The following is a 26685-nucleotide window of genomic DNA, read 5'->3' as shown; positions in this document are numbered from 1 at the left end:
TAATCGCTCATCAATTTGCCGTGTAGAGATGCGATTGTTATCCGGAATTAGGGCTTTCCTGAGTAAGGGCAAATGCCCATATATCAAACTGAATCGATAAGACGGGGCAAATCGGCCTACATGCGACAGGCGGGTTCCGGACCGAGGTCCGGAACCCGCCTGTCGAGACGGTGCCCCAAGGGGCGGAAGCGTCAGTCCCGGGCGAACTCGGGCTCGCGCTCCGGGTCGGTGACCTCCGGCGTACGGCTCTTGAGCACGAACCAGCCGATCACCATGATCACCGCCCAGACGGCCCCGACGTACAGCGAGATCCGGGTCTCCGCGTCGTACGCGATCAGACCGGTGACGCAGATGAGGAAGACCAGCGCCACCCAGCTGAAGACCGAACCGCCGGGCGCCGGGAAGGACGAGGCGGGCAGCCGGCCGGCCACGACGGCGCGGCGGTAGCGGATGTGGCTGATCAGGATCATCATCCAGGCCCAGATCCCGGCCGCGGTCGCCACCGAGGTGACGTAGAGGAAGACCTTGTCCGGGACGGTGTAGTTCAGTATCACGCCGACGCCCATGAGGGCGGCGGAGAGGGCGATACCGGCGAACGGGGTCTTGCGGGCGTTGAGCTTGCCGAAGACGCCCGGAGCCTCGCTGTTGGCGGCCAGGTCGCGCAGCATGCGGCCGGTGGAGTACATCCCGGAGTTACAGGAGGACAGGGCCGCGGTGAGGACGACGAAGTTGACGATGCCCGCCGCGAAGGGGATACCGATCACCGAGAACGCGTGCACGAAGGGGCTCTCGCCCGCGGAGAACTCGGTCCACTTCACGACGGAGAGGATGACGAGCAGGGCGCCGACGTAGAAGACGATGATGCGGAACGGCAGGGTGTTGATCGCCTTGGGCAGGGTCTTCTCGGGGTCCTGGGACTCACCCGCGGTGATGCCGACCAGCTCGACGGCGAGGTAGGCGAACATGACGCCCTGGAGCGTCATCAGGCTGTCCCCGATGCCGTTCGGGAAGAAGCCGCCGTGCGACCAGAGGTTGGAGGCGGCCGCGGTGTCACCGGCCTCCGAGAAGCCGAGGGTCAGCACGCCGAGACCGATCACGATCATGCCGATGATCGCGGTGACCTTGACCATCGAGAACCAGAACTCGACCTCGCCGAAGATCTTCACCGAGATCAGGTTGACGCCGAAGAGCAGCACCAGGAAGACCAGGGCGCTGACCCATTGCGGGATCGACGGGAACCAGAAGTGGATGTAGATGGCCGCGGCGGTCAGCTCGGCCATACCGGTGACGACCCACATGAGCCAGTAGGTCCAGCCGGTGACGTAGCCGAAGAACGGGCCGAGGAACTCGCGGGCGTACTCCGCGAAGGACCCCGAGACGGGGCGGTACAGGAGCAGCTCACCGAGTGCTCGCATGATGAAGAAGATGACCACGCCCGCGAGGGCGTACATCAATATGATGCTGGGGCCCGCCTTGGCGATGTTGGCCCCGGCCCCCATGAACAGACCGACACCGATGGCACCGCCGATGGCGATCATCTGTACCTGGCGACTACCCAGGCCGCGCTCGTAGCCCTCTTCAGGCGCCGCTGAGGTCATGTGGTGTGCCTTTCTCCCTGTGCGGCTGGCGATCGTGAAGATTTATCACGAGCGCAGCACTGATCCACTCAGCGGAAGGTGAGGCACGCCACAGGGAGAAGCGGACAAAGGTTGCCGCACTCAACAAAGCGAGCGGCCGCATTGACCCGATCGTTATCCGGACTTGAACATCCTCTAAACGAACACTCAGTGACCATAAGCGGTAGTAATCACGTCATAAGCGTTTCGATGAGCGTCTCCTGGAGCCCGCCCAGCCAGAAGTACGCCATCACCATCGGCTTGCGCGGATCGGAGTCGGGGAGTCCGAGCAGCTCACCGCCGTCGTCATCGTCGGTGACCTCCAGCCGGGTCCCGATCGCCAGCCGCAGGTCGTTGAGGGCGCCGAGCCACTGCCGGGACTTCTGCGGGGCCAGCTCCAGCACCGCCTGGTCCTTGGCGGCCGACCCGGTGGACCCGGCAGTCAGCGAGTCCAGGTCGCGCACCATCGCCAGGGCGTCATCGCGCTTGCGGGCCCGCAGGTCGTTCTCGGTGTACCGGCGGAACTCCGCCGAGGCGGCGCGCGCCTCCTTCTCCGCGTCCCCGTCCAGCTCCTGACCCGGCCCCCCATAGGCGTCCGGGAACAGCCGGGCCAGCGCCGGGTCGCTCGGCGCCTCGCTGGGCCCCTCGGCGAACAGCGAGTCCAGCGGGTCCTCGGCCCCGGCCGGCTGGTCGCCCGGGCCGATCAGCTCCGCGAGCTGCACGGCGAGGCTGCGCAGGATGGAGATCTCCACCTCGTCCAGGGCGACGGCGGCACCGCCACCGGGCAGCGGCTCGAATCGTCCCGACATCAGCGCTCCTGCGTGAGCGTCGCCCACAGCCCGTACCCGTGCATGGCCTGCACGTCGCGCTCCATCTCCTCGCGGCTCCCGCTGGACACGATCGCGCGCCCCTTGTGGTGAACGTCCAGCATCAGCTTGTGCGCCTTGTCCTTGGAGTAGCCGAAGTAGCTCTGGAACACGTATGTGACATAGCTCATGAGATTGACGGGGTCGTTGTGGACCACCGTCACCCAGGGAACGTCGGGCTCGGGCACCTCCATCGGCGCCTCGCTGGCTTCAGGACGTTCGATCTCCACCGGACTGACACTCACACCCCCAATGCTGCCACCCGGCAGGGCCGGTCGCCTAAACCGGCACCCAGATCTCGTCACTCTGACGAGTATGCGAGGTAACATCATCAACATGGACGCTGCGGACTTGGGACTGCCGGTGGACGTGCCGTCGACTGCGCTGTTCACCGATCGGTACGAACTCACCATGTTGCAGGCCGCGCTGCGGGCCGGCACCGCCGACCGCCGCTCGGTCTTCGAGGTCTTCACCCGACGCCTGCCGGAGGGGCGCCGCTACGGCGTCGTCGCGGGCACCGGGCGGGTCCTCGACGCCGTCGAGAACTTCCGCTTCGACGGCGGCGTCCTGGACTTCCTCGCCCAGCACCGGATCGTGGACGAGCCGACGCTCGCCTGGCTCGCCGACTTCCGGTTCCGCGGCGACATCTGGGGATATCCCGAGGGTGAGGTCTACTTTCCGGGCTCGCCGATCATGCGGGTGGAGGGCACCTTCGCCGAGGCGGTGCTGCTGGAGACCGTGATCCTCTCCATCCTCAACCACGACTCGGCGGTCGCCGCAGCCGCGTCCCGGATGTCGGTCGCGGCGGGCGGGCGGCCGCTGATCGAGATGGGCGCGCGCCGCACCCATGAACTGGCCGCCGTGGCCGCCGCCCGGGCCGCGTACGTCGGTGGCTTCGCCACCACCTCGGACCTCGCGGCCGGATTCCGCTACAACATCCCCACCGTCGGCACCAGCGCCCACGCCTTCACCCTGCTGCACGACAGCGAGCGCGACGCCTTCGTCGCCCAGGTCGACTCGCTCGGCAGCGACACCACCCTCCTGGTGGACACCTTCGACGTCGCCGAGGCCGTGCGCACCGCGGTGGAGATCGCAGGTCAAGAGCTGGGCGCCGTCCGGATCGACTCCGGCGACCTGCTGCTGCTCGCCCACCGGGTGCGCCAGCAGCTGGACGATCTGGGGGCCAAGGGCACGAAGATCGTGGTCACCAGCGATCTGGACGAGTACGCGATAGCCTCGCTCGCCGCGGCCCCCGTGGACGCGTACGGGGTCGGCACCCGGCTGGTGACCGGTAGCGGCCATCCGACCTGCTCGATGGTCTACAAGCTGGTCGCCCGCGCCGAGTCCGACGCGGCGGACGCGCCGCTGGTGCCGGTGGCGAAGAAGTCCATGGGCGCGAAGACCTCCATCGGCGGCCGCAAGTGGGCGGCCCGGCGGCTGGACGCGGACGGGGTGGCCGAGGCCGAGGTGGTCGGCAGCGGCCCCGTCCCGGAGGCCCTGGCGGACCGTACGCTGCTGGTCGAGCTGGTGCGCGGCGGCGAGATCGTGGCCCGGGAGCCGCTGGACGCGGCGCGCGACCGCCATGCGGCGGCGCGGGCGGGGCTGCCCCTGTCGGCGACGCAGCTGTCGCAGGGCGAGCCGGTGCTGCCGACGGAGTACTTGCGGGCGTGAGGGGTACGTCCATGACGACCATGGCGTCGACAGCGATCACACCGATCGCGCCTGCCGCTGCTGCTACTGCTGTGACCACCTCTGCTGTGACCACCTCGGGCCGAGCCGGAAGGCGTGCGTGATGCACAGGGCACTGATCGTCGTCGACATCCAGAACGACTTCTGTGAGGGCGGAAGCCTCGCGGTGACGGGCGGCGCGGACATCGCCGCCGCGATCACCGACTACATCGGGGAGGCGTCGCCCGGTTACCGCCACATCGTGGCCAGCCGGGACCGCCACATCGACCCGGGCGATCACTTCTCCGACCACCCGGACTACGAGCGCACCTGGCCGCCGCACTGTGTCGCGGGCACCGAGGGGGTCGGCTTCCACCCCAATTTCGCCCCCGCGGTGGCTTCGGGCGCGATCGACGCGGTCTTCGACAAGGGCGCGTACGCCGCGGCGTACAGCGGCTTCGAGGGCGTCGACGAGCACGGCACGTCGCTGGCGGCGTGGCTGCGGGAGCGGGGCGTGACGGAGGTGGACGTGGTCGGGATCGCCACGGACCACTGTGTGCGGGCCACGGCGCTGGACGCGCGGCGCGAGGGGTTCGTGACGCACGTGCTGCTGGGGCTGACCGTGGGGGTGGCCCCGGTCACCACCGAGCGCGCCGTGGAGGAGCTGCGGGACGCGGGCGTCCGGCTGAGCGGCCGGCCGGTGGCCTGAGGGGGCGCCCGGCCGGTGGCCTGAGGGGGCGCCCGGCCGGTGGCCTGAGGGGGCGCCCCGGGCCCGTCGCGAGTCGCGCGGGCCCGGGGCGCCCGGCGTCCGTCAGAGGGCCGTCAGGCCGTCGCCGCGGGGCGCAGGAGGGCGGCGATGGGGTGCCACAGCTCGCCGCCGATGTCGGGGGACGTGCGCCAGATGAGGCCGTCGGGGTGGTGGAGCACCGCCGTCACCTCGTCGGGCGTCGGTGGCGCGCTGTTGCCGCGCAGGTACACGGCGCGAAGCCCAAGGTTGCGCAGCCTGGTCAGGGCGCGCGCCCGGTTCGCGGCGTGCACCAGGACGCGGACGCCGCCTTCGCCCAGTGGGCGGGGCAGGGTCAGTGCCACCACCACACTGCCGCCCGGCAGCTTGATGAATCCTCCGTCGGCCATACGGTTCATGTCCCCCGTGAGACGTCGTGTCAATAAGAAGGTCCAGGGGCATCTAAACGCGAACGGCCGCCGCCCGCTAGTGGGTGACGGCCGTCACGACTGTGACCTGCGATTACGACGACGGGCCCACCTGGACGGTCATCGTCTGGCCGTCCGGGCGCTCCCAGAGGATCCCGATCCGGGTGTTGGTGTCAGCAACCTTCACCCCCGCGGTGGGGTTGGTTTTGTCCCAGTACGTACCCTTGTGGTCGTCGAAGACCGGGGTGCCCCACTTGCCCTTGATCTTCGCGGCCTTCCCGTCCTTGTGGAGGGTGAAGCCGCCCGTCCGGTACCAGCTGAAGGTCGAGTCGTACGCCTGGATCCGGTTGCGCATGAGCGTGCCGTCCGCCCACTTCTCCGGGGTGGCGTGCGCGTCGACCGGGAGGATCAGGCCGGTGCCGGGGTGGACGCCGGTGTTGTTGTCCGGCTGCGAGGTGTCCCACTGCCAGATCAGCAGACCGTTCTGGTACGGGAAGTGCTCGACCCAGGAGGGGCGGGTGGAGGCCCAGCCGAAGTTGTACGGACCGGTCTTGAGGGTCTTGTCGTAGCTGACGTACTGGCGGTTCTCGGCGAGGTAGTACTGCGGGTAGTCCTTGGTGAAGGACGCGCCCACGCGCGAGAAGCCGTCCGTAGTCCAGCCGTTGTCGTCGCCCTCGGCGCCGTCGGTGACGACCGGCTTGCCGTCCGCGGTGAGGGTGAGGGCGTCGGCGGTGAAGCCCTTCTGGGCGACCCCGCCGTCCGTCTGGTAGCGGAAGCGGAGGTCGATCTTCTTGCCCGCGTAGGCGTCCAGCGGGAAGGAGAGCTTCCGGTACGCCCCGGAGGTGCCCGTCAGCGCGGGCTTGTCCCCGGCGTCGCGCGGGATGGCCTTGCCGTCCGCGGTGCCGTCGACCGGCGTCCAGTTGGCGCCGCCGTCCGTGGAGACCTCGGTGTAGAGGTAGTCGAAGTTCTCCTCGATGTCCCACCAGCCCTGGAGGTCCAGGCTCGCCTTGGCGGCGCCCGTGAGGTCGACGGACCGGGTGAGGGTGTTCTTCAGGTCGTCGCCCATCCCGGACCACCACTGCTTGGTGCCCTCGGCGGGTGCGGTGATCTCGGTGGTGACGGGCTTGTCGGGGAGGTTGACGACCAGCGCCTGCTTGTTCTTGGTGTTGTACTCGGCGACCCCGAGGGTGTGCCGGGACTTCGTACCGGCCTTCGCGGTGCCGTAGTTGAGCCAGCCGAGCTGGAGCTTGTCCCAGGCGGACATGTCGCCCGGGAGGTCGCCGATGGAGTCCTCGCCGGTGCCGAGCCAGGAGCCCGCGGACATCAACGACCAGTAGGCGACGGAGGATTCGCCCTTGCCCGTGGTGTCGTACTCGTCGGGCAGGCCGAGGTCGTGGCCGTACTCATGGGCGTAGACGCCGAGGCCGCCGTTCTCCGGCTGCATCGTGTAGTCGCCGACCCAGATGCCGGTGTCGCCGATCTGGGTGCCGCCCGCCTTGTTGGCGCCGGGGCCGGTTGCCCCGGCGTCGGTGCCGTACGCGTACCAGCGGTGCGCCCAGATCGCGTTCTCGCCCTGGGCGCCGCCGCCCGCGGACTCGTCCTCACCGGCGTGCACGATCTGGAAGTGGTCGATGTAGCCGTCGGGCTCGTTGAAGTTGCCGTCGCCGTCGAAGTCGTAGCGGTCCCACTGGTCGTACCGGGCCAGGTCCGCCTTGATCTGCGCGTCGGTGCGGCCGGCCGCCTTCTGGTCCTCGGCCCACTGGTTGACGCCGTCGCGGATCAGGTCCCAGGCGTTGGCGCAGTTGGTGTCGCCGCAGTAGTTGGAGCCGTAACGGGCCTCGTTCCAGTCGACCTTGACCCAGTCGGAGACCTCGCCGTCGACCGAGTAGCGGCCCGAGGACTGCTTCTCGTAGTACTTCTTCAGGGACTCCTTGCCCTTGGCCTCCGAGAAGTAGAGGTCCTGGAAGTGCTTCCGGTCGTAGTCCTTCTGCCAGGCGGTGCTGTTGTCCTCGGCACGGTCCGGCTCGGCGATCGTGTTGTGCGCCGGGCCCGCGTCGCCGCCGTACTTCTTCACCGGCGGCTTGGGGCCGTCGGCGCCGTCCGGGTCGTACATCGTGGTGTCGTCGACCTTGTCGCCGAACTCGACCAGCACGGTGAAGATCTTGTCGGTCTTCTCCCGGGCCAGCTCGACGTACTTGCCCTTGCCGAGCTTCACCACCTGCGACGCGCCGCGCCGGGTGGCCTCCTTGTCCCCGGATATGACCTGGCGCAGCGCGTCCTGCCGCTGCGCCTCCTGCTGCTTGCTGAACGGGCCCGCCAGATCGTGCTCGACGTCCGTCTTCGCGGGCGCCGGGTCATGGCGTTCGACACGCGTAGACGGCGCATCCGCCTGGGCGACACCCGTTGACAGCGCGGCCGCGCCGAGCGCGGCCACCACCGTGGCGACGGCGGCCGATCTGGCCGCCCTCCGTTGGCTGTTCACTTGTTCCTCCCCTTCCACACACCGGTGCCGCACATTTGACCGGAGTGGCAGGAGAAAAGACAGTCCTTGACTTGGTTGTGAGCGATCGTTACGTTTCCCGGTCCGCCATGTACCGGTTACCGGACACCCGCGGGCCGCGCCGACCGATGCGGGCCCGGCCCGGTGGAACACCGTTGCACGCGCCGGTGATTCCGTGCGCCCCCCGTGCTCCGCTCCCGTGGGTGAGGTCACGCTTAGTTCGGCTCCCCATCGGGCATCCAGCACCGTAGAGTCTTTTGGCGGCGCACGTCAGCCGACTCATGCCCCCGCATATCGATGCCCCCTGAGGACGGATCCCGCCATGCCGCGTCCGACTTCTGCCCAGCTCGCCTACGGTTCGGCCACCGTCGTCCTGTCGACGCTGGCCATGCTGCTGCTATCCGAAACCCGCTCGGGCCTCGGGGTCGGCCTGGTGACCGTGGCCGGTCTCGCGCTCGGGCTGCTGGTGGCCCTCACCGTGCCGGTGTCCCGCCCGGCCCGCGCGGGTCGCACGGTGCGCACCCACCGCCCGCTGGCCGGGTCCGCGGTGGCCGCCGAGCCCCCGCGGGAGCACTCACTGCACGGCTGACACCACGACCGTCCGCGCCGCCTTGTCGTGCAGGCAGCGCCCGAACGGCTTGTCCCACAGCTGCCACACCACGTTGAGCACCCAGAACAGGGTGCCGACGAGCACCGGGATCAGCAGGCCCGGCAGCGTGTAGACCGCTGCGCGCACCCAGCCCTGGCGGCCCGGAATGTCCCCGTTCGAGAGCACCGCGACGCGGATCCGCATCGCCTTCTTGCCGAGCGTCTGACCGCTGCGGGCCAGCATCGTGCCCTCGTAGGCGAAGTAGACCCCCATGGTGATGATCAACGCGGCCATCACCTTGCCCAGGTCCTGCTGGCCCGGGTGCTCCATGCCGTACCGGAGCGCGCCCGTCATACCGAGCGCCAGCGTCCAGATGACGCCGAGCACGAGGCCGTCGATCAGCCGGGCCGCGAAGCGCTGGCCGGGGGTGGCCAGCGGGGGCATCCCGGCGAGGTCGGGGTACGGGGGCGACGACAGCTGGTCGGGGCTCATGCCCCCGATTACATCAGCAGCCGCCCGGGCGCCCCTCGGCGGGCCGATACCGGGTCGTCCTCAGGGCGTGGTCGAGACCACGACCGTCTTGGCCACCTTGTCGTGCAGACACTGCCTATACGGCCGGTCCCAGGTACACCACAGGACGTTGACCAGCCAGAAGACAAAGCCGCAGCAGGGCACGACCTCGGGGAGCGCATACGTGGCGGCGCGCGCCCAGCCGGCGCCGCCCGCGGGGAGCTCGCCGGTCTCCAGCATGGCCACCCGGATCTTCATCGCCTTCTTGCCGAGGGTCTGGCCGTAGCGGGTCAGCATCAGCCCCTCGTAGACGAAGTACGCCAGGACGTAGACGAGCGTGAACACGGACGAGCGGGCGTCGCTGCCGTCGCCCATCGGGTAGTACGTGCCCCAGATCAGGGCCATGATCAGACCGACCGGGATGCCGATGATCAGCCCGTCGACGATCCGGGCGAGCAGGCGGCGGCCGAGATGGGCGAGCGGGGGCATGCCCGCGAGCGGATCGGCGCCGTCGTCGTGATCACCGTACGGGGAGCCGTTCGCCCGGGACGGCGGCTGCTTGGCGAACGGATCCCGGTCGCGGGGCTCGTCCCCCGGTGGCGGCGGCTGGTCGGTGCTCATGGCCCGAGTCGACCGCCGATCGAGGTCGATCGCATCCGGATCGCCCCGTTCGGGCGACCCGGATGCTCCATCCGAGGATCAGTCGGCCGTCGCCACGAACGTGCGGGCGGCCTTGTCGTGCCAGCACTGCCGCCAAGGGCGGTCCACCAGGCACCACAGCACGTTCACCACGCCGACCAGCAGCACGCCCAGCACCCCGTAGACCAACCAGCGGCGCAGGGCGGCGCCGAACGACGGGGTGTCGTGCTCCTCGATGTCCAGGACCCGCACCCCGCACAGCTTCTTGCCGAGCGTACGGCCCCATACGGCCGTCGGCAGCGCCTCCAGGAGGATCCCGCCGAGCAGCAGCACGCCCAGCACGATGGCCAGATAGCCGCTGGTGGTGCCGTCGAGGAAGTAGACGGTGACGGTCTCGCCGGACTGCTTGGCCGTCTCCACCTTCTCGTCGATGTGGTCAGCGGCCTTCCCCCACAGCGGGAACGCGGCCGCGCCGGTGATGGCGAGCAGCACGACCATGTCGATCAGCCGGGCGGAGAAGCGGCGGCCGAGCCCGGCGGGCCGCCCCTGGGCCTGGGCGGCCTGGAGGAACGGATTGTCGACCGGCGGCTTCCAGGGGATGACGCTCTCGGGCGCGCCCTGCTGGGGCGCCGGGGGCTGGGGGGCCTGCGGCTGCTGGGGCTGCTGGGGCTGCTGTGCGAGCTGGTGCACCTGCTGCTGCCAGCCGCCGCCCCCGGGACCGCCGGGACCGCCGTGGGACGGCTGGGCCGGGATGCCGCCGTAGGGCTGCTGCGCCGGTTGCTGCTGCTGAGGAGGCTGCTGGGGCTGCGGCTGGGGCGGCTGTTGCTGGGGGGACTGCTGGGGGCCTTGCGGCGGTGCGTCGCGGTCGAGCGTACGGAACGTCATCGTGCCCTCGTCGCGGCCGGTCGGCCGCAGCGCGCGGATCGCCATCGTGCCGTCCGCCGCACCGGCACCGGCACCGGCCTCGGCCGAGGGGGAGGGCGAGGGCAGCTCCGGGGTGTTGCGTACGGCGGGGAGGGCGTGGGTGGCGCGATCCTTGCGGTCGCCCGTACCGCCCGTACCGCCCGCAGCCTCCGCGCCGCCGCGCATCGTCAGCGTGCCCTCGTCGCGACCGCCTTCACCACGGCCACTCCGGTCACCACCGACGTCGCCGTCCGCCGCGCCGCGCGGGTCGGGCACCCCCGCTCGCGGATCCTCCGGCTCCGCACCCCACGAGATGCGGCGGTCCTGCTCACCGCCGAATCCGGCCTGGTGGGACGCGTCGGCCTGCCAGGCGGCCCCGGCCCCGGGGCGGGTGCCGTGCAGCCGCTGCGGATCGTCCCAGTCCACCGGGGCGGCCGTCCCGCCGGGCGGCACCGGCTCGGTGCCCATGACGCTGCCCGGGCCGGACTCCCGTACGTCCATCTCGGCACGCCGCCGCACCTCGGGCAGGGCGCCGCCGATCTCCACCGCGGGCCCCGGCTCCGGGTCCTCGTCCAGGAACATCGGGCCGGTCTCGTCCGGCACCGGGCTGGTGACCTGGGTGTGGGTGACTCCGGGTGGCGCGGCGGGCATGGCCTCGCCCTCGGCCGGGGCGGGGCGGCTGGTGCCGGGCACCCAGGCAGCGCCGTTCCAGTACCGGATGTAGTTGGGAATGGACGGATCCGGATAAAACCCAGGAATGGAGCTGCCGTCAGCGGATCCTGAGGAAGGGGCGCTCATGATCTCCGATGTCCCGTATCTGTGCTCGCCGTGCTGCTGTGCTGCGCTGCCGCAGTGCAACCCGGAGCGCGCTGTCAAGGTCTATCAGACGGGCCCGAGGCCCGTACCTACTGTGGCACCGCCTCGCAACTTTTTGGCGGTCAATACGGGAAGCCGCCTACCGGCCCCTAGAACAGCTTGCCCGGATTGAGCAGACCCAGCGGGTCGAAGACCTGCTTGATGCCCTGCTGCAACTCCACCCCCACCGGTCCCAATTCGCGCGCGAGCCACTCCCGCTTCAGGACGCCCACCCCGTGCTCCCCCGTGATCGTGCCGCCCAGCTCAAGACCCAACGCCATGATCTCGTCGAACGACTCGCGCGCCCGCCGCGACTCGTCCGGGTCCGCGGGGTCGAAGCAGACCGTCGGATGGGTGTTGCCGTCCCCGGCGTGGGCCACGACGCCGATCGTGAGCCCGTACTTCTCGGCGATGGCCGCCGTGCCGTCGATCATCTCGGCGAGGCGGGAGCGCGGCACGCACACGTCGTCGATCATCGTGACGCCCTTGACCGCCTCCAGCGCGGTCAGCGTCATGCGGCGGGCCTGGAGCAGCAGGTCGGACTCGGCCGCGTCGTCCGCCGGAACCACCTCGGTCGCCCCGGCGGCCGTGCACAGCTCGCCCACGGCGGCCAGGTCGGACGCGGGGTCCGGGGTGTCGAACGCGGCCATGAGCAGGGCCTCGGTGGACTCGGGGAGTCCCATGTCGCCCAGGGCGTTGACGGCGCGCACGCTCGTACGGTCCATCAGCTCCAGCAGCGAGGGCACATGGCCGCGCTCCATGATGCGGCAGATCGCGTCGCACGCCGCCGCGGTGGAGGGGAACTCGGCGGCCAGGACGAGCTGTTCGGGCGGGGCGGGCTTGAGCGCGAGGACGGCCCGTACGACGATGCCGAGGCTCCCCTCGGAGCCGACGAAGAGCCGCGTCAGGTCGTAGCCCGCGACCCCCTTGGCGGTGCGGCGGCCGGTGGACAGCAGCCGTCCGTCGGCGAGGACGACGTCCAGGCCGAGGACGTACTCGGCGGTCACGCCGTACTTCACGCAGCACAGCCCGCCCGACGCCGTGCCGATGTTGCCGCCGATGGTGCACTGCTCCCAGCTGCTGGGGTCCGGCGGGTAGTACAGCCCCTTCTCCAGCACCGCGCGCGACAGCGCCGCGTTCACCACGCCCGGTTCGACGACCGCGATCCGGTCGACCGGGTTGATCTCCAGGATGCGGTCCATCTTGATCAGGGACAGCACGATGCAGCCGTCGGACGCGTTGGCCGCGCCCGACAGGCCGGTGCGCGCGCCCTGCGGAACGATGGGGACGCGCAGCGCCGTGGCCGTACGGCATACGTGCTGCACCTGTTCGACGGTGCGGGGGAGGACGACCACGGCGGGCGCGCCCGCATCGCAGAAGCTCGCCATGTCGTTGGCGTACGCCGCCGTGACATCGGGGTCGGTGAGCACTGCCTCCTCGGGGAGGCCCTCCCGCAGCGACTCGATGAGGTCGGTCATACGTCCAGGCTCGCACTCGGGCGGGCGCCAGGGAAGATCGGCGCGGCGACCGGGTTAGGCGGTACTCACTGCGGCTTGTAGTAGACGCTCAGTTCGCGGGCGCCGGACGCGCCGGAGGCGAAGCCCATGCACAGCCGGCGCGGGCTGGTGAGCTGGACGGCCATGCCCTCGGGCTCGCGGTAGTCGAGCGAGTATCCGGCCTCGGTGCGGGCGCGCTGGACCAGCTCGCCGGTGCGCAGATCGACGCAGGAGACATGCGCGTTGCCGTGGCCGGAGGGCGGGTTGGGGCCGTTCTCGTCCGTGTACGCGGTGCCGGTGAGCTGGTACACGTAGTCGCCGAGCACCGTGAAGCCCTGGAAGACCTCGCCGTCCTCGACGCCCACCTGGGGTATGTCGTCGTACACGGCGGAGTAGTCGCCCGCCGTGACCCCGGCCAGGCTCATCAGCCGGTAGCGGACCTCGCCGCCCTGGCGGTAGCGCAGCAGCAGCCGCTTGTTGAGCATGTCGACGGCGGGCTGGTTGCTGGTCGAACCGGCCACCGGGCGGTGGGTGGCCAGGGCGGACGAGCCGTTGTCGAGGACGGCACCGTCCTTGAACACGAAGCGGCTGATGGCGCGCCCGTAGCCGGAGTCGGGGTTGGCGTCCGACTCGGTCCACAGCTGGGCGGTGGTGCCGGTCGGCTCGCAGCCGATCGAGACGCCGTGGCCGAAGCCTCTGACGTACATGTGGCCCAGCTCGCTGCCGGTGAGGGACAGCTGCGTGATGCACATGTCGCCGCGCGCGGCCCGGTCGGCGCCGGAGACGGGGGCGGATTCGCCGCTGAGCCGGATGCCGCCCTGCATCAGCTGGATGGTGTAGAGGTGGCCGTTGGCGTCGTCGAACGCAAAGGACTGGAGCACGGTGTTGTTGTGCGGTGCCTTCTCACGGATGAGCTGCGTGGAGGGCACCGAGAGGTCGAACCGGCCGCCGGCGGCGGCGATCCCGGCGGAGGCCTTGGCGGCGTGGGCAGCGTGGGCCTCGGTGGGCCGTACCGCGAACGCCCCGAGCGCACCCGCGGCGGCAGCGCCCCCGGCCAGGGCGAACTTACGCCTTGTCAACCGACCCGCGGCGTACTTGTCCGTCTGCATGCGAGATCAACAACTCCCAAGAGAAAACACCGTGTTGGAGTGGACATAGGAACGCCGTGAGTGTAGACGGTGCGATTCTCCGACCGACCTGGTGTTCAATTTTTCTGGCACGAGCGGCGCATTGTGGTCTGTATCACTCTCTTTCTGCCTGCTTCGGGTAGACCGGATGCCCTCCGGCGGGCGTATACCCGGCGAAGACACGGATCCGGGAGTGACAGGTGACCGTCGAGGAGTTCGAAGAGTTCTACGCCCACGCGGTCACGCGTCTCACGGGGCAGCTGTACGTGATGCTCGGCGACCTGCACGAGGCGCAGGACGTCGTCCAGGAGGCGTTCGTCAAGGGGTGGAGCCGAAGGCGGCAGCTCGACCGCGGCGGCCAGCCCGAGGCGTGGATCCGCACGGTCGCCTGGCGGCTGGCGGTGAGCCGATGGCGGTTCCGGCGGCGCACGGCGGACGCCTGGCACCGCGGCGGCGTCTCACCACCCCATGTCGCGGGCCCGGAACCGGACCAGGTGGTGCTGGTCGACGCGCTGCGCGAACTGCCGCCCCAGCAGCGGCGCACGCTCACCCTGCACTACCTGTGCGACCTCACGGTCGAGCAGATCGCCGCCGAGACCGGCCTGTCCACCAGCACCGTCAAGACGCATCTGGTCCGCGGACGCGCCGCGCTCGCCCACCGCCTGCGGGACCCGCGCATCGAGGAGAGCGCCGATGTCTGAGATCCAGGATCCGCACCGGGATCCGCTGCGGACGCTGTTCCGGCAGGCCGGTGACGTCGGGCAGGCCCGCGCCGGGGCGGCACCCGTCGCGCGCATCGCCGAGCGCGGCAGACGGGCGCACCGGCGCCGCCTCGCCGCGCTGGCGGCGGGGGCCTGCCTGGTCATCGCGGGCGGCGGCGCGGCCGCGGCCGCCCTGCTGCCGGGTACGCCGCCGCCCGCCACACCGGCCACCAGCCCCTCGACGGGTGAGGCGTCCACCGGCCCACCGTCGTCCGGGCCTTCGTCGTCCGAGCCCACACTCGGGGCGTCCGGCGATGTGACGTACCCGCCCACGACGACATCTCCCCCAGGGGGCAGCGCCTCCTCGACCGGCCGCTGATCCCCACTCACGCAACCCCCATCGGCTCACCTCCACGCGAAAGATTCCCGCATGCCCGTCGCACCGCCCGAGCCGCGCCACACCGCGCCCAGCTCCACGCCCCACCACCCCGCGTGGTCCTCCGCGCCGCGGAAGCGGCCCTCGCCCCGCCAACGGGTCATGCGCTTCGCCCGGCTGCCCTCCCGGCTGAGCCCGGGCGACCGCGAGGTGCTGTGGCTGTATCTGCTGACCCGAATATCCCTATGGATCACCGCCTACTGCGTCCGGTGGCTGTTCCCCCCGAACGGCGACGCGCACCAGCCGTCCGCCCTCCTCGAACCCTTCGAGCGGTGGGACTGGGGGCACTACCTCCACATAGCGCGCGACGGCTACTTCCCCGGGGAGAGCGGCCCGTGGGACGAGAAGTGGGACAGCCGGGAGGCGTTCCTCCCCGGGTTCCCGATGCTGCTGCGCGCGTTACACACCGTCGTCCCGAGCTGGACCGCGGCCGGGCTGCTGATCTCCTTCGTCGGCGGGGCCGTCGGCGTCCTGGCGCTGGCCCGGATCGCCCGGCTGTATCTGTCCGACCCGGACGGCGACCGGCGCACCGTGCTGTTCTTCCTGCTCTCACCGTGCGCGATCTTCCTGGCCGTCGGCTACACCGAGGCGCTGTTCCTCGCGTTCGCCCTGCCCGGCTGGCTCGCCGCCCAGCGGCAGCGCTGGGCCGCCGCCACCGTTCTGACCGCCCTGTCCACCACCGTGCGGATCAGCGGCCTCTTCGTCGCCACCGCCATCGCCATCCACTTCACCCTCACCGCCGCCCGCGCCCGCGGGCACTGGCGCTCGCTGCCCTGGCTGGCCCTGCCCGCTCTGCCCGCCGCGTTGTTCACCTGGTACCTGCACGCGCACACCGACGACTGGATGGCCTGGAAGCACGCTCAGGAACGCGGCTGGTTCCGCACCTTCCACACCCCCTGGGAGAGCTGGTCCCACACCTGGAACGCGGCCTTCGACGAGACGCAGACCACCGGATACGCCGCGATGTTCCAGGCGGAACTCGTGGCCGTGGTGCTCGGGCTCGTCGTCCTCGGCGTGCTGCTGTGGCGGCGCCGCTGGGCCGAGGCGGGCTACATCGGCATCACCCTGTGGGCGCTGGGCACCTCGTACTGGTTCATGTCCATCCCCCGCTCCACCCTGCTGTGGTGGCCGCTGTGGATCGGGCTGGCCGGGTGGAGCCTGCGCAGGCCCCGGGTCAAGACCGTCTACATCTGCCTCGCCGCGCCCGTGAGCACCGTCTTCACCCTCGCCTTCCTGTCGGGACGGTGGGCGGGCTGACCACGGGGCGGCGGGGCGTGCGGTCCGCGTCGGATCTTCGGGTCAGAGGTTGCCGCGCTTCTCCTGCTCGCGCTCGATCGCCTCGAACAGCGCCTTGAAGTTCCCCTTGCCGAAGCCCATCGACCCGTGGCGCTCGATCATCTCGAAAAAGACGGTCGGCCGGTCCTGCACGGGCTTGGTGAAAATCTGCAACAGGTACCCGTCCTCGTCCCGGTCCGCGAGGATCTTCAGCTCCCGCAGGGTCTCGATCGGCACCCGCGTGTCCCCGACCCAGTCCCCCAGCGTGTCGTAGTACGAGTCGGGCGTGTCCAGGAACTGGACGCCCGCGGCGCGCATCGCGCGCACCGTCGCGACGATGTCGTTCGTGGCGAGGGCGATGTGCTGGACGCCCGGGCCGCCGTAGAACTCCAGGTACTCGTCGATCTGCGACTTCTTCTTGCCCAGGGCGGGCTCGTTCAGGGGGAACTTGACCTTCCGGGTGCCGTCCGCGACGACCTTCGACATCAGGGCGGAGTACTCGGTGGCGATGTCGTCGCCGACGAACTCCTTCATGTTGGTGAAGCCCATGACCCGGTTGTAGAAGGCCACCCACTCGTCCATGTGGCCCAGTTCGACGTTGCCGACGCAGTGGTCGATGGCCTGGAACAGCCTCTTCCCGGGGCCCTGGACGATCGGCTTGGCGGCGACGTACCCGGGCAGGTACGGGCCGTCGTAGCCGGAGCGCTCCACGAACGTGTGGCGGGTGTCGCCGTAGGTACGGATCGAGGCGAGCACCACCGTCCCGTGCTCGTCCTTGACGTCGTGCGGCTCCTCGATCCCGGTGGCGCCGTGCTCCACCGCGTACGCGTACGCCGCCCGCGCGTCCGGGACCTCGACGGCGAGGTCGATCACGCCGTCGCCGTGCTCGGCCACGTGGTCGGCGAGGAAACGGCCCCAGGGGCCGGTCGGCTTGATCACGGACGTGAACACGAAGCGGGCGCTGCCCGAGACGAGGACGTAACTGGCGGTCTCCCGGCTGCCGTTCTCCGGTCCAGAGTAGGCGACGAGCTTCATGCCGAAGGCGGTGGCGTAGAAGTGGGCGGCCTGCTTGGCGTTGCCGACGGCGAAGACGACCGCATCCATGCCCTTCACCGGGAAGGGGTCTGCCTGCCGCGCGGTGGTCGGGGTGGGGTTCAGGATCTCAGTCATATAGGCAGCGTCTCCCCGCGGCTCAGGGTGCGCAACAGTTCGCGGATTCGCTGAGCAGAGTGCATAGCGTGCTGCCGGAACAGGGCAGCATTCTGTACAGAGTGACCACCATCACAGCTCCCCCAGGAGGCTCCATGGGAATCGACGCGCTCGACGCCCGCCTGATCGAACTGCTCGCCCGCGAGCCCCGCATCGGCGTCCTGGAGGCCTCCCGCCGCCTCGGCGTCGCCCGCGGCACCGCCCAGGCGCGGCTGGACAGGTTGCGCGCCCAGGGCGTGATCCGCGGCTTCGGCCCGGACGTGGACCCGGCGGCCCTGGGCTACCCGGTCACCGCCTTCGCCACGCTGGAGATCAAACAGGGCCAGGGCCCGGACGTCCGCACCCACCTGGCCGGTGTCCCCGAGGTCCTGGAGCTGCACACCACCACGGGCGAGGGCGACATGCTCTGCCGCCTGGTCGCCCGCTCGAACGCCGACCTCCAGCGCGTGATCGACCGCGTGGTGGGCATCGAGGGCATCGTGCGCGCCTCGACGGCGATCGTGATGGAGAACCCGGTCCCCCTGCGGATCATCCCCCTGGTGCAGCAGGCGGCCGAGGACTGATCCGCCTGACGGGCCCGGGAAGGCATGCAAAAAACCCGTTGCAAAGGATCCTTTGCACGCTTACTGTGCTCCGCATGGCCCAGAACGACGACGCGGACGACGACGTACGGGTGCTCGACCCGCGCTCCCTGCGCGGGCTCGCCCACCCCCTGCGGATGCGGCTGCTCGGCGCGCTGCGCGAGTACGGACCGGCCACCGCATCCCAACTGGCCGACCGACTGGGCGAGTCCAGCGGCGCCACCAGCTACCACCTGCGGCAGCTGGCCGCGCATGGGTTCGTCACGGACGACCCGGAGCGCGGCAAGGGGCGCGAGCGGTGGTGGAAGGCGGCGCAGCGCGGCACGCGGTGGGGCACCGAGGAGCTGCTGCGGCATCCCGACCCGTCGGTGCGCGGCGCGATGAACACCATGATGCACGAGGTGGCCACCGTGCACGGCCAGGAGCTGTCCACCTGGCTCGGCACCCAGCACGAATGGCCCGCGAAGTGGCGCACGAACTGGGACATCAGCGACTTCACCCTGCGTCTGACGCCCGAACTCGCGCGGGAAATGATCGACAAAGTGCACGAAGTGATCAACGGCTACCGCGAGCAGGAGCTCGACCCGGACACCGAGCACTCCGCCCGGTTCCGCGTCCATCTGCACGGCTTCCCGCGCGACGAAGATTGACCCGACCCCTGGGGGAGAGCGTATGTACGGCGACCACGTCCACCACTTACTGCACCACCTGCGCGCCCAGCAGCTCCGGTGCGATACCGCGCACCGGCATCGGCGCGCGCAGCCGCTGCGGACCCGGCTCGGCTGGCGGCTCGTGGAGGTCGGGCTGCGGCTGGCGACGCCGCGGGTGCCCCACGTACCGCGCTTCGACTGAGCAGCGCCTAGCAGTGCGGGACCGCGCCGCCCGACCGGAGGTTGTTCAGGGCCTTCACCGCTCCGTCCAGGGTGGTGACGGGGATCAGCCGCAGGCCCTCGGGCTGCTCGGCCTCGGCGTCCTCGCACTCGGCCTTCGGGACCAGGAAGACCGTCGCACCGTCCCGCTTGGCGGCCTGGGTCTTCAGCGGGACGCCACCCACCGCGCCGACCTCGCCGCGGGCGTCGATCGTGCCGGTGCCCGCGATCGTGCGGCCGCCGGTGAGGTCGCCGCCGCGGCCGTCGCCGTCCAGCTTGTTGACGATGCCGAGGGCGAACAGCAGTCCGGCACTGGGGCCGCCCACATCCGCGAGGCGCAGCTTCACCTTGACGTCGCCGGGCGACTTGTGGAGGTAGCCGAGGGCCGCGCTGGTGGCGGTGTTCTGCGACTTCCGCATCTCGTCCGCGTTGTGCTGCTGGATCTCCTCGGTCGTATCGCCCACGTACACCGCCTCGCGCGGCAGCACGGCGCGGTCGGTGCGGAACCAGCCGCTGAGCACGTCCCCCAGGCGGACGGTGGCGTCCGGTCCGGTCGCCGCGATCGTCGTCATCCGCAGTTGGCCCTTGGTCTTACGGGTGTCGCTCCCCGAGATGGTGATCACCTGCTTGCCGCCGTCCGTACCGAGGACGTTCACGGTGGTGCCCGGCTGGGCCACGGTGAACGGCAGCGGGGCGAGCGCGGCGACCGCCAGCAGGACGACCACGAGCGCAGTGCAGACGGCGAGGATCCGGGCGCGGGGGGAAAGAGCGCGGAGGGAGACGGCAGGCATAGGATTGAACCCTCCCCCAGCTGAAGCAGGAGGATTCCTGGCTCACGTCGCCTGCCGGTCCAGCGGAACAGCGGGTCTTACATGATCAACACCAGTCGGGACGGAACCTGCCCGGGTTGGTACGGCAAAGTTTGGGGTGCTCGTGCCAGCTTGGTTCTCGCTCAGCACCACGTACGCGCTTGGTTCTCGCAACGCACGGCCGTAAGCGTACCTGATCTCGCGAGCGGAATCCGACCTGACGGCGAATCCCGTCACCGCAGGGCGTCCGCGACCTCCCGCGCCGCGTCCACCACCCGCGGGCCGACCCGCTCCGGCACCGCGTCGCTCAGCATCACCACGCCCACGCTGCCCTCGAGCCCGGTCACCCCGGTCAGCGGGGCGGCCGCGCCGCTGGCGCCCGCCTCCAGCTCGCCGTGGGTGAGCGCATACCCGGGGTCGTCGGGACGGCCCGCGCGGGCGGCGAGGATCGCGCGCCCGGCGGCGCCCCGGTCCAGCGGATGCCGGAAGCCGGGCCGGTAGGCGACGTGGTAGTCGGTCCAGGTCGGCTCGACGACCGCGACGGCGAGCGCCTCGGTGCCGTCGACCAGGGTGAGGTGGGCGGTGGCGCCGATGTCCTCGGCGAGGGACCGCAGCGCGGGCAGCGCCGCCTCCCGCACCAGCGGATGCACCTGGCGGCCGAGCTGGAGCACCCCGAGCCCGACCCGCGCCCGCCCGCCGATGTCCCGGCGCACCAGGGAGTGCTGTTCGAGGGTGGCCAGCAGCCGGTAGACCACGGTGCGGTTGACGCCGAGCTTGGTGGACAGCTCGGTCACGGTCAGCCCGTGGTCGGTGTCGGCGAGCAGTTTCAGGACACGCAGTCCCCGGTCGAGCGTCTGTGAGGTCTCCGCGGTCACGACGCCCCCTCCTCGGTGATGAGTGGCGGCTCCCCGCGAAGGTGCTCCGCCGGTCGCGGTGATACGCACCGGCTGCACTCCGCGGCGACGCTGCCACGGGGCGTGTGCGTGCACGAACCGTAGCGAGCGGGTCCGCTCAGCGGAAGTGGTTGTCCAGAATCCGAGCAGATCCCTCGCTCACCGCACACATCACGGAGGTCACCGCATCCGGGTGGCCCACTCCTGCACCTTCTTGATGCGCTCGCGGATCTGCCCGGCCGTCGCCTCCGCGCTCGGCGGCCCGCCGCAGACCCGGCGCAGCTCGGTGTGGATCACGCCGTGCGGTTTGCCGCTCTGGTGGACGTACGCCCCCACCAGCGTGTTGAGCTGCTTCCGCAGCTCCAGCAGCTCCTTGTGGGTGACCACGGGGCGCCGCTCCGCGGGCATCTCCAGCAGATCCGCCTCCGCGTCCGGCTTCTTGCGGCTGTGCGCGATCTGCTTGGCCTGCCGCTTCTGGAGCAGCATCTGCACCTGGTCGGGTTCGAGGAGCCCGGGGATGCCGAGGTAGTCCTGCTCCTCGTCGCTGCCGGGGTGCGCCTGCATGCCGAACTCGGCGCCGTCGTACAGCACCCGGTCGAAGACCGCGTCCGACTCCAGCGCCTCGAAGGGCAGCGCGTCCTGCTCGCCGGTGTCCTCGTCCTGCTGCTTCTCGGCCTCTTCGAGGAGCTTCTCCTCCTCCGCGTACGGGTTCTCCTCCTCGCCGTCCTTCTTCGGCTTGTCGAGGACGTGGTCGCGCTCGACCTCCATCTCGTTGGCGAAGCCGAGCAGCATCGGGATGGTGGGCAGGAAGACGGACGCGGTCTCGCCGCGCCGCCGCGACCGTACGAAACGGCCGACGGCCTGGGCGAAGAACAGCGGGGTGGAGATGGTGGTCGCATACACCCCGACCGCGAGCCGCGGCACGTCCACGCCCTCGGACACCATGCGGACCGCGACCATCCAGCGGTCGTCGGAGTGGGTGAAGTCCTCGATGCGCTGCGAGGCGGCGTCCTCGTCGGACAGCACCAGGGTGGCCTTGCTGCCGGTGATCTCGCGGATCAGCTTGGCGTACGCGCGCGCCGAGTCCTGGTCGGAGGCGATGACGAGGGCGCCCGCGTCCGGGATGGCCTTGCGGACCTCGGACAGCCGGTGGTCGGCGGCGCGCAGCACGTTCGGCATCCACTCGCCGCGCGGGTCGAGCGCGGTGCGCCACGCCTGGGAGACCGCGTCCTTGGTCATCGGCTCGCCGAGCCGGGCCGCGATCTCGTCGCCCGCCTTGGTGCGCCAGCGCATGTTGCCGCTGTAGGAGAGGAAGATGACGGGCCGCACGACGCCGTCGTTCAGCGCGTTGCCGTAGCCGTACGTGTAGTCGGCGGCGGAGCGGCGGATGCCGTCGTTGCCCTCTTCGTAGGTGACGAAGGGGATGGGGTTGGTGTCCGACCGGAAGGGCGTGCCGGTGAGCGCGAGCCGGCGGGTCGCGGGCTCGAACGCCTCCAGGCACGCCTCGCCCCAGGAGCGGGAGTCACCGGCGTGGTGGATCTCGTCGAGGATGACGAGCGTCTTGCGCTGCTCGATCCGGTTGCGGTGCAGCATGGGCCGCACGCCGACGCCCGCGTACGTCACGGCGATGCCGTGGTACTCCCGGCCCAGCGGGCCCGCGCTGTACTCCGGGTCCAGCTTGATGCCGATGCGGGCCGCGGCCTCGGCCCACTGCTTCTTCAGGTGCTCGGTCGGCGCGACGACCGTCACCTGCTGCACGACGTGGTGGTGCAGCAGCCAGGAGGCGAGCGTCAGCGCGAACGTCGTCTTACCGGCGCCGGGGGTCGCGACCGCGAGGAAGTCCCGCGGCTGCTCCTCGATGTACTTGTCCAACGCGCCCTGCTGCCAGGCGCGCAGCTTGCTCGCGGTACCCCAGGGCGCCCGTCCGGGAAAGGCGGGCGAGAGGTGATGGCTGGTGGAGGCGGCAGTAGTACTCACGGTCTCCGTCAGGCTGGCTCGGCGGGGTCGATCGGGAACCGCGTCAGCCTACCGGTGCCGCCCTTCATGCTTCGGGGGTACGCCCCGATCCCACCCGAGGGTGGGATCAGGGTCACACCGATTCGTGCAGCGCCTTCAGCTGTGCGGTGATGTCACCGACTTCGTCGAGCGCGCCCGAGGCCACGCCGACCACCAACTTGTACGCCTCGTCCTGGTCGACGTCGACCATCTCGACCCCGTTGAGGTCGAGGAAGACGACCGTGCACATCCAGGCCATTCGCTTGTTGCCATCCACCAGCGGGTGGTTGACGGCGAGCGACTGGAGCAGCGCAGCGGCCTTCTCGAACAGCTCCGTGTACGCCTCTATGCCGAACATCTGTGACTGAGGACGATGCACCGCGGAACTCAGCAGCCCGAGATCACGCACCGCGATCTGCTGCCCCCCACAGGCGATTTCCGCCAGGTCCAGCACTTCCTGGACCGTCAGGTACTTCACTTACTCCCCCAGCCTCCGCAGCAGGTCCGCGTGGCGTGCCGCGTACTTTGCCCCCAGTCGTTGGACGGACTCCCGGTCCGCCTCCTGCTCCAGATACCGGTCGATCGCCTGGAGCACTATGGCGTGCATGCTGCGGCCCTCCTCTTCGGCCCGCTGCTTGAGCGCCTCTTGCTGGTCGTCGCGCAGTCGGAGATTCATTGCCATACCATTACGGTACCACTTTTGGGGCCATCGTGGTACCAGAAGGACTGTTGGGCCGCAGGCGGGTGGTGACCCACGCCCCCGCCAGGGCCACCGTCGCCATCGCGGCGTACACGGCGGTGAAGGCGGCCGGGTGGGAGGAGGCGGCGGGGGTGGGAGTGGCGTCGGTGGTGGGTGCGATCGCGGCGCCGCCGAAGGCGACGAAGAGGACGCCGCTCAGGCCGACCAGGGTGATGTTGCCGAGCGCGTCGGAGACCTGGAGCGAGGAGGAGTTGCTGCCCGCCTCCTCGGGCCGGGACAGCTTCAGCATCAGCACGCTCGCGCTGGAGATGACCATCCCCATCCCGTAGCCGCCGACCGCCCAGGCGACGGCGACGGTCCACACCGGGACGGAGGCGACGAGCGCGAGCGGCACCAGGGCGATGGCCACGGCGATCAGCAGCATGCCCAGACCCATCAGCCGCTCCCGGTACGGCTCCAGCCGGGCCCGGCTCTGGGTGTACGAGCCGAGCGCCCAGGTCAGCCCGCCGCCCGCGAGGGCGAGCCCGGCGGCGGTCGCGGACAGGCCGCGCTGGGTGACCAGCATCAGCGGGACGAAGCTCTCCGCACCCAGGAAGGCGCCCGCCGCGACCCCGCGCAGCAGCACCACCGACGGCAGCCCGCGGGCGGCGCGGAAGGTGCCCGCGGGGAGCAGCCGCAGCACGCACGGCACGAGCAGGGCGAGCCCGGCGGCGGCCGGGAGGAGGGAGTGCCAGACCAGGTCCTGGGCCGCGTACTGGAGCAGCCCGGCGCCGCCCGCGACGGCCAGCGCGAGCAGGATCCGGCGGCGGTCCATGGCCGGGGAGCGGCCGCCGGGCGGCAGGGTGCGCAGGGCCGGGAGCATCACCGCGAGCGGCGGCAGCACCAGCACCGGGATGGACAGGAACACCCAGCGCCACCCGGCCTGTTCGGTGACCGTCCCGGCGACGACCGGCCCGACGAGGACCGGCAGCACCCATGCGGCGGAGAAGGAGGCCAGCACGGCGGGCTGGAGCCGCCGCGGATAGGCCCGGCCGACGACGACGTACAGCGCGACGATCACCAGTCCGCCGCCGATGCCCTGGACGGCGCGCCCGCCCACGAACATCCACATCCGCTGCGCCGTCCCCGCGACCACCAGCCCCGCGCCGAACGCCACGATGCCGCTGAACAGCGGCGCGAGCGGCCCCTTGCGGTCGCACCACTCCCCCGACAGCGCCATCGCGAACAGGCTCGCGGTGAAGTAGGCGGAGAAGGCGTACGCGTACAGCTCGACCCCGTCCAGGGCGCGGGCGGCGATCGGCATGGCGGTGTTGACCGCGCTCGCCTCGAAGGCGATGAGGGAGACGACGGTGACGATGCCGAGGGTCAGCGCGCGGTGGCGGCGGCCGAGGATGGTGTCATCCGTGAACCCCGTCTCCGGTTCGGCCAGGGGTGCGGTGGTGCTCCGTTCGGCGTCGGGCGGGTCGAGAGCGGTCATGCCGGTCAGCGTAAGAGCCGTGGACCGGGGTGACACCTGTCGGAAGTCGGTGTTGCGCCTCGGGCCTTGGACGTACGCCGTCGGGTCCCCGGCCGCGTCAGGTGGTGAGCAGCACGCCCGCGTACGAGACCCCCGCGATCACTCCCCAGGCGCACAGGCCCAGCGCCGCGACCCGGGCGCCGGTGCGGGTGAGGGAGGGGAGGTGGACCGCGCTGCCGAGGCCGAAGAGGGCGGCGGCGAGCAGGAGTTCCTGGCCGGTGGCGGCGGCGTCGAGCGCGGCGGCGGACGGCAGACCGGTGCTGCGCAGCGCGACCATGCAGAGGAACCCGGCCACGAAGAGCGGCACCAGCGGGGGCCGCCGCGTCGCGGTGGTGGTGCGCCGGGCTCCGGCCCGGGCCCGTACGGACACGGCGAGCGCGGCGACGAGCGGGGCGAGCAGCGCCACCCGCATCAGCTTGACCAGCACCGCTTCCTTCAGCGCCGCGGGCCCGGCGGTCTGCGCGGCCGCCACGACCTGGCCGACGTCGTGCACGCTCGCGCCCACCCAGCGGCCGAACTGCGCGTCGCCGAGGCCCAGGGGCTGCTGGAGCAGGGGCAGTACGGCGATGGCGAGGGTGCCGCACAGCGTCACCAGCGCGACGGAGGTGGCCACGTCCCGTTCGTCGCTGTCGGACACCTCGCTGACCGCGCCGATCGCGGACGCGCCGCAGATCGAGTAGCCGGTGGCGATCAGCAGCGGCTGGTCGCCGCGCAGCCCCATCCGGCGGCCGAGCCACCAGGTGCCGCCGAAGGTGGCGGCGACCACGCAGAACACCATCGCGACGGTGGCCCAGCCGAGACCGAGGACGTCGTCCAGGCTGAGCTTCAGGCCGAGCAACACGATGCCCAGCCGCATCAGCCGCTTCCCGGCGAGGGAGAGCCCGGCCCGCCCGCGGCCCCGGACGAGCCCCCGGGTGCCGGGCAGGTGCGCGGCGCCGATGCCGAGCACGACGGCGGCGGTGAGCAGCGGTACGGCGGGCACGGCCCGGTGCACCGCCCACGCGGCCGCGACCCCGCAGACGGCCAGCCCGAGCCCGTACGCGGCGGGGGGCATCCGGCGGCGGGGAGCCGCGATCGCCCCGGCAGGCGTCCCTGCGGGCGCCCCGGTCACCGCCATGCCGTCACCCGCCCGGCGTCACGCCCCGGCCCGGTCACAGGTCGTCCACCGCGGGGGCCTCGTACACCCGCCGGACGCTGCTGCCCAGCCGCACGATGTCCGCGCCGTAGACGTGGATCGAGATCGCCTTGGTGCCGCAGGCGTTCCACACCCTGTGGATATCGCCGGGCGGGGCGAAGCCGCAGACCGCGCCCTGCGGGTTGATCACGTCCTCCACGGCGACCAGCCGGGAGGCCGGGCCGTCGGGGACGAGGCGGTAGCGGCGCTCGTGCTCCTCGCCCTCGTGGACGCCGGTGACGCACCAGGACACATGGTCGTGGACGGTCGTGCGCTGGCCGGGCAGCCACACCAGGGCGACGACGGAGAAGCTGCCGTCGGGCTCGGCGTGCAGCACGTGCTGGCGGTAGCGGTCGGGGTCGCCCTCGCGCTGGGCGGGGGTGAGCAGATCGGGCGTGCCGAGGTAGGGGGCGAGGCGTTCGCCCACCAGGTAGGCGGTCACATCGGGCGGCAGGCCGCGTCCGACGGCCTCGCGGACGCCGTCGACGAAGGCGCCGAGGGGGGCCGTGACACGAGAGGACGGATACGCGGTGGTCATATCGGCAGCGTGCGGACGGACCGTCCATCACGTCCAACGACGAATTGTTGGACGGGGGTCAACTTCCG

General features: G+C 71.0%; 28 protein-coding genes. 9 read left to right on the top strand and 19 right to left on the bottom strand.

Annotated features, from left to right (window positions below; genetic code table 11):
- Nucleotides 1-191 precede the first annotated feature (191 nt).
- The 3 genes from LCH29_RS33740 to clpS all read right to left on the bottom strand — a co-directional run bounded on the left by LCH29_RS33740 (nucleotide 192) and on the right by clpS (nucleotide 2736).
- Nucleotides 192-1598, bottom strand: a complete 1407-nt coding sequence (locus tag LCH29_RS33740) for an amino acid permease (RefSeq protein ID WP_446465497.1) — start codon at nucleotides 1596-1598, stop codon at nucleotides 192-194.
- Nucleotides 1599-1807: 209 nt separating this feature from the next.
- Nucleotides 1808-2425, bottom strand: coding sequence for a DUF2017 domain-containing protein (locus LCH29_RS33735; RefSeq protein ID WP_446465496.1), 618 nt, complete (start codon nucleotides 2423-2425; stop codon nucleotides 1808-1810).
- The gene (gene clpS, locus LCH29_RS33730) at nucleotides 2425-2736 is read right to left on the bottom strand and encodes an ATP-dependent Clp protease adapter ClpS (RefSeq protein ID WP_063735273.1); all 312 of its coding nucleotides are present in this window, start codon (nucleotides 2734-2736) and stop codon (nucleotides 2425-2427) included. The genes LCH29_RS33735 and clpS overlap by 1 nt, the downstream gene beginning before the upstream one ends.
- 82 nt (nucleotides 2737-2818) lie before the next feature.
- Between clpS and LCH29_RS33725 the strand changes: the two genes are divergently transcribed.
- Together LCH29_RS33725 and LCH29_RS33720 are read left to right on the top strand one after the other, a co-directional pair.
- The gene (locus LCH29_RS33725) at nucleotides 2819-4153 is read left to right on the top strand and encodes a nicotinate phosphoribosyltransferase (RefSeq protein ID WP_446465495.1); all 1335 of its coding nucleotides are present in this window, start codon (nucleotides 2819-2821) and stop codon (nucleotides 4151-4153) included.
- Between the two features lie 121 nt (nucleotides 4154-4274).
- Nucleotides 4275-4859 (top strand): isochorismatase family protein, encoded by a 585-nt coding sequence (locus LCH29_RS33720; protein WP_446465494.1) that lies wholly within the window; start codon nucleotides 4275-4277, stop codon nucleotides 4857-4859.
- Between the two features lie 113 nt (nucleotides 4860-4972).
- On the opposite strand, the gene LCH29_RS33715 is transcribed toward LCH29_RS33720, so the two are convergent.
- Both LCH29_RS33715 and LCH29_RS33710 read right to left on the bottom strand, forming a co-directional pair.
- Nucleotides 4973-5284 carry a hypothetical protein gene (locus tag LCH29_RS33715; RefSeq protein ID WP_179934716.1) on the bottom strand — a complete coding sequence of 104 codons (312 nt, stop codon included), beginning with the start codon at nucleotides 5282-5284 and terminating at the stop codon, nucleotides 4973-4975.
- Nucleotides 5285-5396: 112 nt separating this feature from the next.
- Entirely contained in the window at nucleotides 5397-7784 is a 2388-nt protein-coding gene (locus LCH29_RS33710) for an immune inhibitor A domain-containing protein (RefSeq protein ID WP_446465493.1), read from the bottom strand.
- 340 nt (nucleotides 7785-8124) lie between these two features.
- On the opposite strand from LCH29_RS33710, the gene LCH29_RS33705 reads away from it, so the two are divergent.
- Nucleotides 8125-8391, top strand: coding sequence for a hypothetical protein (locus LCH29_RS33705; protein WP_446465492.1), 267 nt, complete (start codon nucleotides 8125-8127; stop codon nucleotides 8389-8391).
- Here LCH29_RS33705 and LCH29_RS33700 read toward each other — a convergent pair.
- From LCH29_RS33700 to LCH29_RS33680, 5 genes are all read right to left on the bottom strand, one after another.
- Nucleotides 8377-8883 (bottom strand): RDD family protein, encoded by a 507-nt coding sequence (locus tag LCH29_RS33700; RefSeq protein ID WP_446465491.1) that lies wholly within the window; start codon nucleotides 8881-8883, stop codon nucleotides 8377-8379. The two genes, LCH29_RS33705 and LCH29_RS33700, sit on opposite strands and share 15 nt — an antisense overlap.
- A 60-nt stretch (nucleotides 8884-8943) precedes the next feature.
- Nucleotides 8944-9522, bottom strand: a complete 579-nt coding sequence (locus tag LCH29_RS33695; protein ID WP_446465490.1) for an RDD family protein — start codon at nucleotides 9520-9522, stop codon at nucleotides 8944-8946.
- 78 nt (nucleotides 9523-9600) lie between these two features.
- On the bottom strand, nucleotides 9601-11241 hold the full coding sequence (locus tag LCH29_RS33690) for an RDD family protein (protein ID WP_446465489.1): 1641 nt from the start codon (nucleotides 11239-11241) through the stop codon (nucleotides 9601-9603).
- 167 nt (nucleotides 11242-11408) lie between these two features.
- Nucleotides 11409-12776: an FAD-binding oxidoreductase gene (locus LCH29_RS33685; protein WP_446465488.1), complete on the bottom strand. Its 1368-nt coding sequence runs from the start codon at nucleotides 12774-12776 to the stop codon at nucleotides 11409-11411.
- Nucleotides 12777-12841: 65 nt separating this feature from the next.
- Nucleotides 12842-13903 (bottom strand): phage baseplate protein, encoded by a 1062-nt coding sequence (locus LCH29_RS33680; protein WP_446465487.1) that lies wholly within the window; start codon nucleotides 13901-13903, stop codon nucleotides 12842-12844.
- 218 nt (nucleotides 13904-14121) lie between these two features.
- Here LCH29_RS33680 and LCH29_RS33675 point away from each other — a divergent pair, with 218 nt between their 5' ends.
- Genes LCH29_RS33675 through LCH29_RS33665 form a run of 3 tightly spaced genes read left to right on the top strand, consistent with a single transcriptional unit; the run spans nucleotide 14122 to nucleotide 16315 of the window.
- Nucleotides 14122-14622: a SigE family RNA polymerase sigma factor gene (locus LCH29_RS33675; protein ID WP_446465486.1), complete on the top strand. Its 501-nt coding sequence runs from the start codon at nucleotides 14122-14124 to the stop codon at nucleotides 14620-14622.
- A complete protein-coding gene (locus tag LCH29_RS33670) occupies nucleotides 14615-15001 on the top strand; it encodes a hypothetical protein (protein WP_446465485.1) in 387 nt (128 codons plus the stop codon). Before LCH29_RS33675 ends, LCH29_RS33670 begins: the two co-directional genes overlap by 8 nt.
- Before the next feature lie 51 nt (nucleotides 15002-15052).
- Nucleotides 15053-16315 carry a mannosyltransferase family protein gene (locus tag LCH29_RS33665; RefSeq protein WP_446465484.1) on the top strand — a complete coding sequence of 421 codons (1263 nt, stop codon included), beginning with the start codon at nucleotides 15053-15055 and terminating at the stop codon, nucleotides 16313-16315.
- A 42-nt stretch (nucleotides 16316-16357) separates the two neighbouring features.
- Here the strand turns inward: LCH29_RS33665 and hppD are convergent, their stop codons facing one another.
- On the bottom strand, nucleotides 16358-17503 hold the full coding sequence (gene hppD / locus LCH29_RS33660) for a 4-hydroxyphenylpyruvate dioxygenase (RefSeq protein WP_446465483.1): 1146 nt from the start codon (nucleotides 17501-17503) through the stop codon (nucleotides 16358-16360).
- Nucleotides 17504-17637: 134 nt separating this feature from the next.
- On the opposite strand from hppD, the gene LCH29_RS33655 reads away from it, so the two are divergent.
- The 3 genes from LCH29_RS33655 to LCH29_RS33645 all read left to right on the top strand — a co-directional run bounded on the left by LCH29_RS33655 (nucleotide 17638) and on the right by LCH29_RS33645 (nucleotide 18975).
- Nucleotides 17638-18105, top strand: coding sequence for an Lrp/AsnC family transcriptional regulator (locus LCH29_RS33655; RefSeq protein WP_446465482.1), 468 nt, complete (start codon nucleotides 17638-17640; stop codon nucleotides 18103-18105).
- 74 nt (nucleotides 18106-18179) lie between these two features.
- The gene (locus tag LCH29_RS33650; protein ID WP_446465481.1) at nucleotides 18180-18773 is read left to right on the top strand and encodes a helix-turn-helix domain-containing protein; all 594 of its coding nucleotides are present in this window, start codon (nucleotides 18180-18182) and stop codon (nucleotides 18771-18773) included.
- Nucleotides 18774-18795: 22 nt separating this feature from the next.
- Nucleotides 18796-18975 (top strand): hypothetical protein, encoded by a 180-nt coding sequence (locus tag LCH29_RS33645; RefSeq protein WP_446465480.1) that lies wholly within the window; start codon nucleotides 18796-18798, stop codon nucleotides 18973-18975.
- 7 nt (nucleotides 18976-18982) lie between these two features.
- Here LCH29_RS33645 and LCH29_RS33640 read toward each other — a convergent pair whose 3' ends face one another.
- The 8 genes from LCH29_RS33640 to LCH29_RS33605 form a co-directional block, all read right to left on the bottom strand.
- Nucleotides 18983-19783, bottom strand: a complete 801-nt coding sequence (locus tag LCH29_RS33640) for a S16 family serine protease (RefSeq protein WP_446465479.1) — start codon at nucleotides 19781-19783, stop codon at nucleotides 18983-18985.
- Nucleotides 19784-20034: 251 nt separating this feature from the next.
- On the bottom strand, nucleotides 20035-20676 hold the full coding sequence (locus LCH29_RS33635) for an IclR family transcriptional regulator (RefSeq protein WP_446465478.1): 642 nt from the start codon (nucleotides 20674-20676) through the stop codon (nucleotides 20035-20037).
- Nucleotides 20677-20874: 198 nt separating this feature from the next.
- Complete coding sequence (locus LCH29_RS33630) at nucleotides 20875-22671, bottom strand: DEAD/DEAH box helicase (RefSeq protein ID WP_446465477.1); 1797 nt, start codon at nucleotides 22669-22671, stop codon at nucleotides 20875-20877.
- Nucleotides 22672-22783: 112 nt separating this feature from the next.
- Nucleotides 22784-23167 carry a type II toxin-antitoxin system death-on-curing family toxin gene (locus tag LCH29_RS33625; protein WP_446465476.1) on the bottom strand — a complete coding sequence of 128 codons (384 nt, stop codon included), beginning with the start codon at nucleotides 23165-23167 and terminating at the stop codon, nucleotides 22784-22786.
- Complete coding sequence (locus LCH29_RS33620; protein WP_014061073.1) at nucleotides 23168-23365, bottom strand: ribbon-helix-helix protein, CopG family; 198 nt, start codon at nucleotides 23363-23365, stop codon at nucleotides 23168-23170.
- Between the two features lie 10 nt (nucleotides 23366-23375).
- Complete coding sequence (locus LCH29_RS33615; RefSeq protein ID WP_446465475.1) at nucleotides 23376-24866, bottom strand: MFS transporter; 1491 nt, start codon at nucleotides 24864-24866, stop codon at nucleotides 23376-23378.
- A 97-nt stretch (nucleotides 24867-24963) separates the two neighbouring features.
- Nucleotides 24964-26022 carry a YeiH family protein gene (locus tag LCH29_RS33610; protein WP_446465474.1) on the bottom strand — a complete coding sequence of 353 codons (1059 nt, stop codon included), beginning with the start codon at nucleotides 26020-26022 and terminating at the stop codon, nucleotides 24964-24966.
- A gap of 34 nt (nucleotides 26023-26056) precedes the next feature.
- Nucleotides 26057-26617 carry a cysteine dioxygenase gene (locus LCH29_RS33605; RefSeq protein ID WP_446465473.1) on the bottom strand — a complete coding sequence of 187 codons (561 nt, stop codon included), beginning with the start codon at nucleotides 26615-26617 and terminating at the stop codon, nucleotides 26057-26059.
- Nucleotides 26618-26685 lie beyond the last annotated feature (68 nt).

This window comes from Streptomyces sp. BRA346, from assembly GCF_052851135.1.
Note: the sequence above shows the minus strand (reverse complement) of the source record. Positions and strands in the feature narration are given on the sequence as shown.

What these genes read in the sequence shown, in the direction of transcription:
- LCH29_RS33705 (WP_446465492.1), top strand. Translation starts at nt 8,125, where the DNA reads ATGCCGCGTCCGACTTCTGCCCAGCTCGCCTACGGTTCGGCCACCGTC.
- LCH29_RS33700 (WP_446465491.1), bottom strand. Translation starts at nt 8,883, where the DNA reads ATGAGCCCCGACCAGCTGTCGTCGCCCCCGTACCCCGACCTCGCCGGG.
- LCH29_RS33725 (WP_446465495.1), top strand. Translation starts at nt 2,819, where the DNA reads ATGGACGCTGCGGACTTGGGACTGCCGGTGGACGTGCCGTCGACTGCG.
- LCH29_RS33690 (WP_446465489.1), bottom strand. Translation starts at nt 11,241, where the DNA reads ATGAGCGCCCCTTCCTCAGGATCCGCTGACGGCAGCTCCATTCCTGGG.
- LCH29_RS33615 (WP_446465475.1), bottom strand. Translation starts at nt 24,866, where the DNA reads ATGACCGCTCTCGACCCGCCCGACGCCGAACGGAGCACCACCGCACCC.
- LCH29_RS33645 (WP_446465480.1), top strand. Translation starts at nt 18,796, where the DNA reads ATGTACGGCGACCACGTCCACCACTTACTGCACCACCTGCGCGCCCAG.
- LCH29_RS33695 (WP_446465490.1), bottom strand. Translation starts at nt 9,522, where the DNA reads ATGAGCACCGACCAGCCGCCGCCACCGGGGGACGAGCCCCGCGACCGG.
- LCH29_RS33665 (WP_446465484.1), top strand. Translation starts at nt 15,053, where the DNA reads ATGCCCGTCGCACCGCCCGAGCCGCGCCACACCGCGCCCAGCTCCACG.
- LCH29_RS33680 (WP_446465487.1), bottom strand. Translation starts at nt 13,903, where the DNA reads ATGCAGACGGACAAGTACGCCGCGGGTCGGTTGACAAGGCGTAAGTTC.
- LCH29_RS33740 (WP_446465497.1), bottom strand. Translation starts at nt 1,598, where the DNA reads ATGACCTCAGCGGCGCCTGAAGAGGGCTACGAGCGCGGCCTGGGTAGT.
- hppD (WP_446465483.1), bottom strand. Translation starts at nt 17,503, where the DNA reads ATGACTGAGATCCTGAACCCCACCCCGACCACCGCGCGGCAGGCAGAC.
- LCH29_RS33735 (WP_446465496.1), bottom strand. Translation starts at nt 2,425, where the DNA reads ATGTCGGGACGATTCGAGCCGCTGCCCGGTGGCGGTGCCGCCGTCGCC.
- LCH29_RS33620 (WP_014061073.1), bottom strand. Translation starts at nt 23,365, where the DNA reads ATGAATCTCCGACTGCGCGACGACCAGCAAGAGGCGCTCAAGCAGCGG.
- LCH29_RS33640 (WP_446465479.1), bottom strand. Translation starts at nt 19,783, where the DNA reads ATGCCTGCCGTCTCCCTCCGCGCTCTTTCCCCCCGCGCCCGGATCCTC.
- LCH29_RS33650 (WP_446465481.1), top strand. Translation starts at nt 18,180, where the DNA reads ATGGCCCAGAACGACGACGCGGACGACGACGTACGGGTGCTCGACCCG.
- LCH29_RS33685 (WP_446465488.1), bottom strand. Translation starts at nt 12,776, where the DNA reads ATGACCGACCTCATCGAGTCGCTGCGGGAGGGCCTCCCCGAGGAGGCA.
- LCH29_RS33715 (WP_179934716.1), bottom strand. Translation starts at nt 5,284, where the DNA reads ATGGCCGACGGAGGATTCATCAAGCTGCCGGGCGGCAGTGTGGTGGTG.
- LCH29_RS33720 (WP_446465494.1), top strand. Translation starts at nt 4,275, where the DNA reads ATGCACAGGGCACTGATCGTCGTCGACATCCAGAACGACTTCTGTGAG.
- LCH29_RS33605 (WP_446465473.1), bottom strand. Translation starts at nt 26,617, where the DNA reads ATGACCACCGCGTATCCGTCCTCTCGTGTCACGGCCCCCCTCGGCGCC.
- LCH29_RS33670 (WP_446465485.1), top strand. Translation starts at nt 14,615, where the DNA reads ATGTCTGAGATCCAGGATCCGCACCGGGATCCGCTGCGGACGCTGTTC.
- LCH29_RS33655 (WP_446465482.1), top strand. Translation starts at nt 17,638, where the DNA reads ATGGGAATCGACGCGCTCGACGCCCGCCTGATCGAACTGCTCGCCCGC.
- LCH29_RS33610 (WP_446465474.1), bottom strand. Translation starts at nt 26,022, where the DNA reads ATGGCGGTGACCGGGGCGCCCGCAGGGACGCCTGCCGGGGCGATCGCG.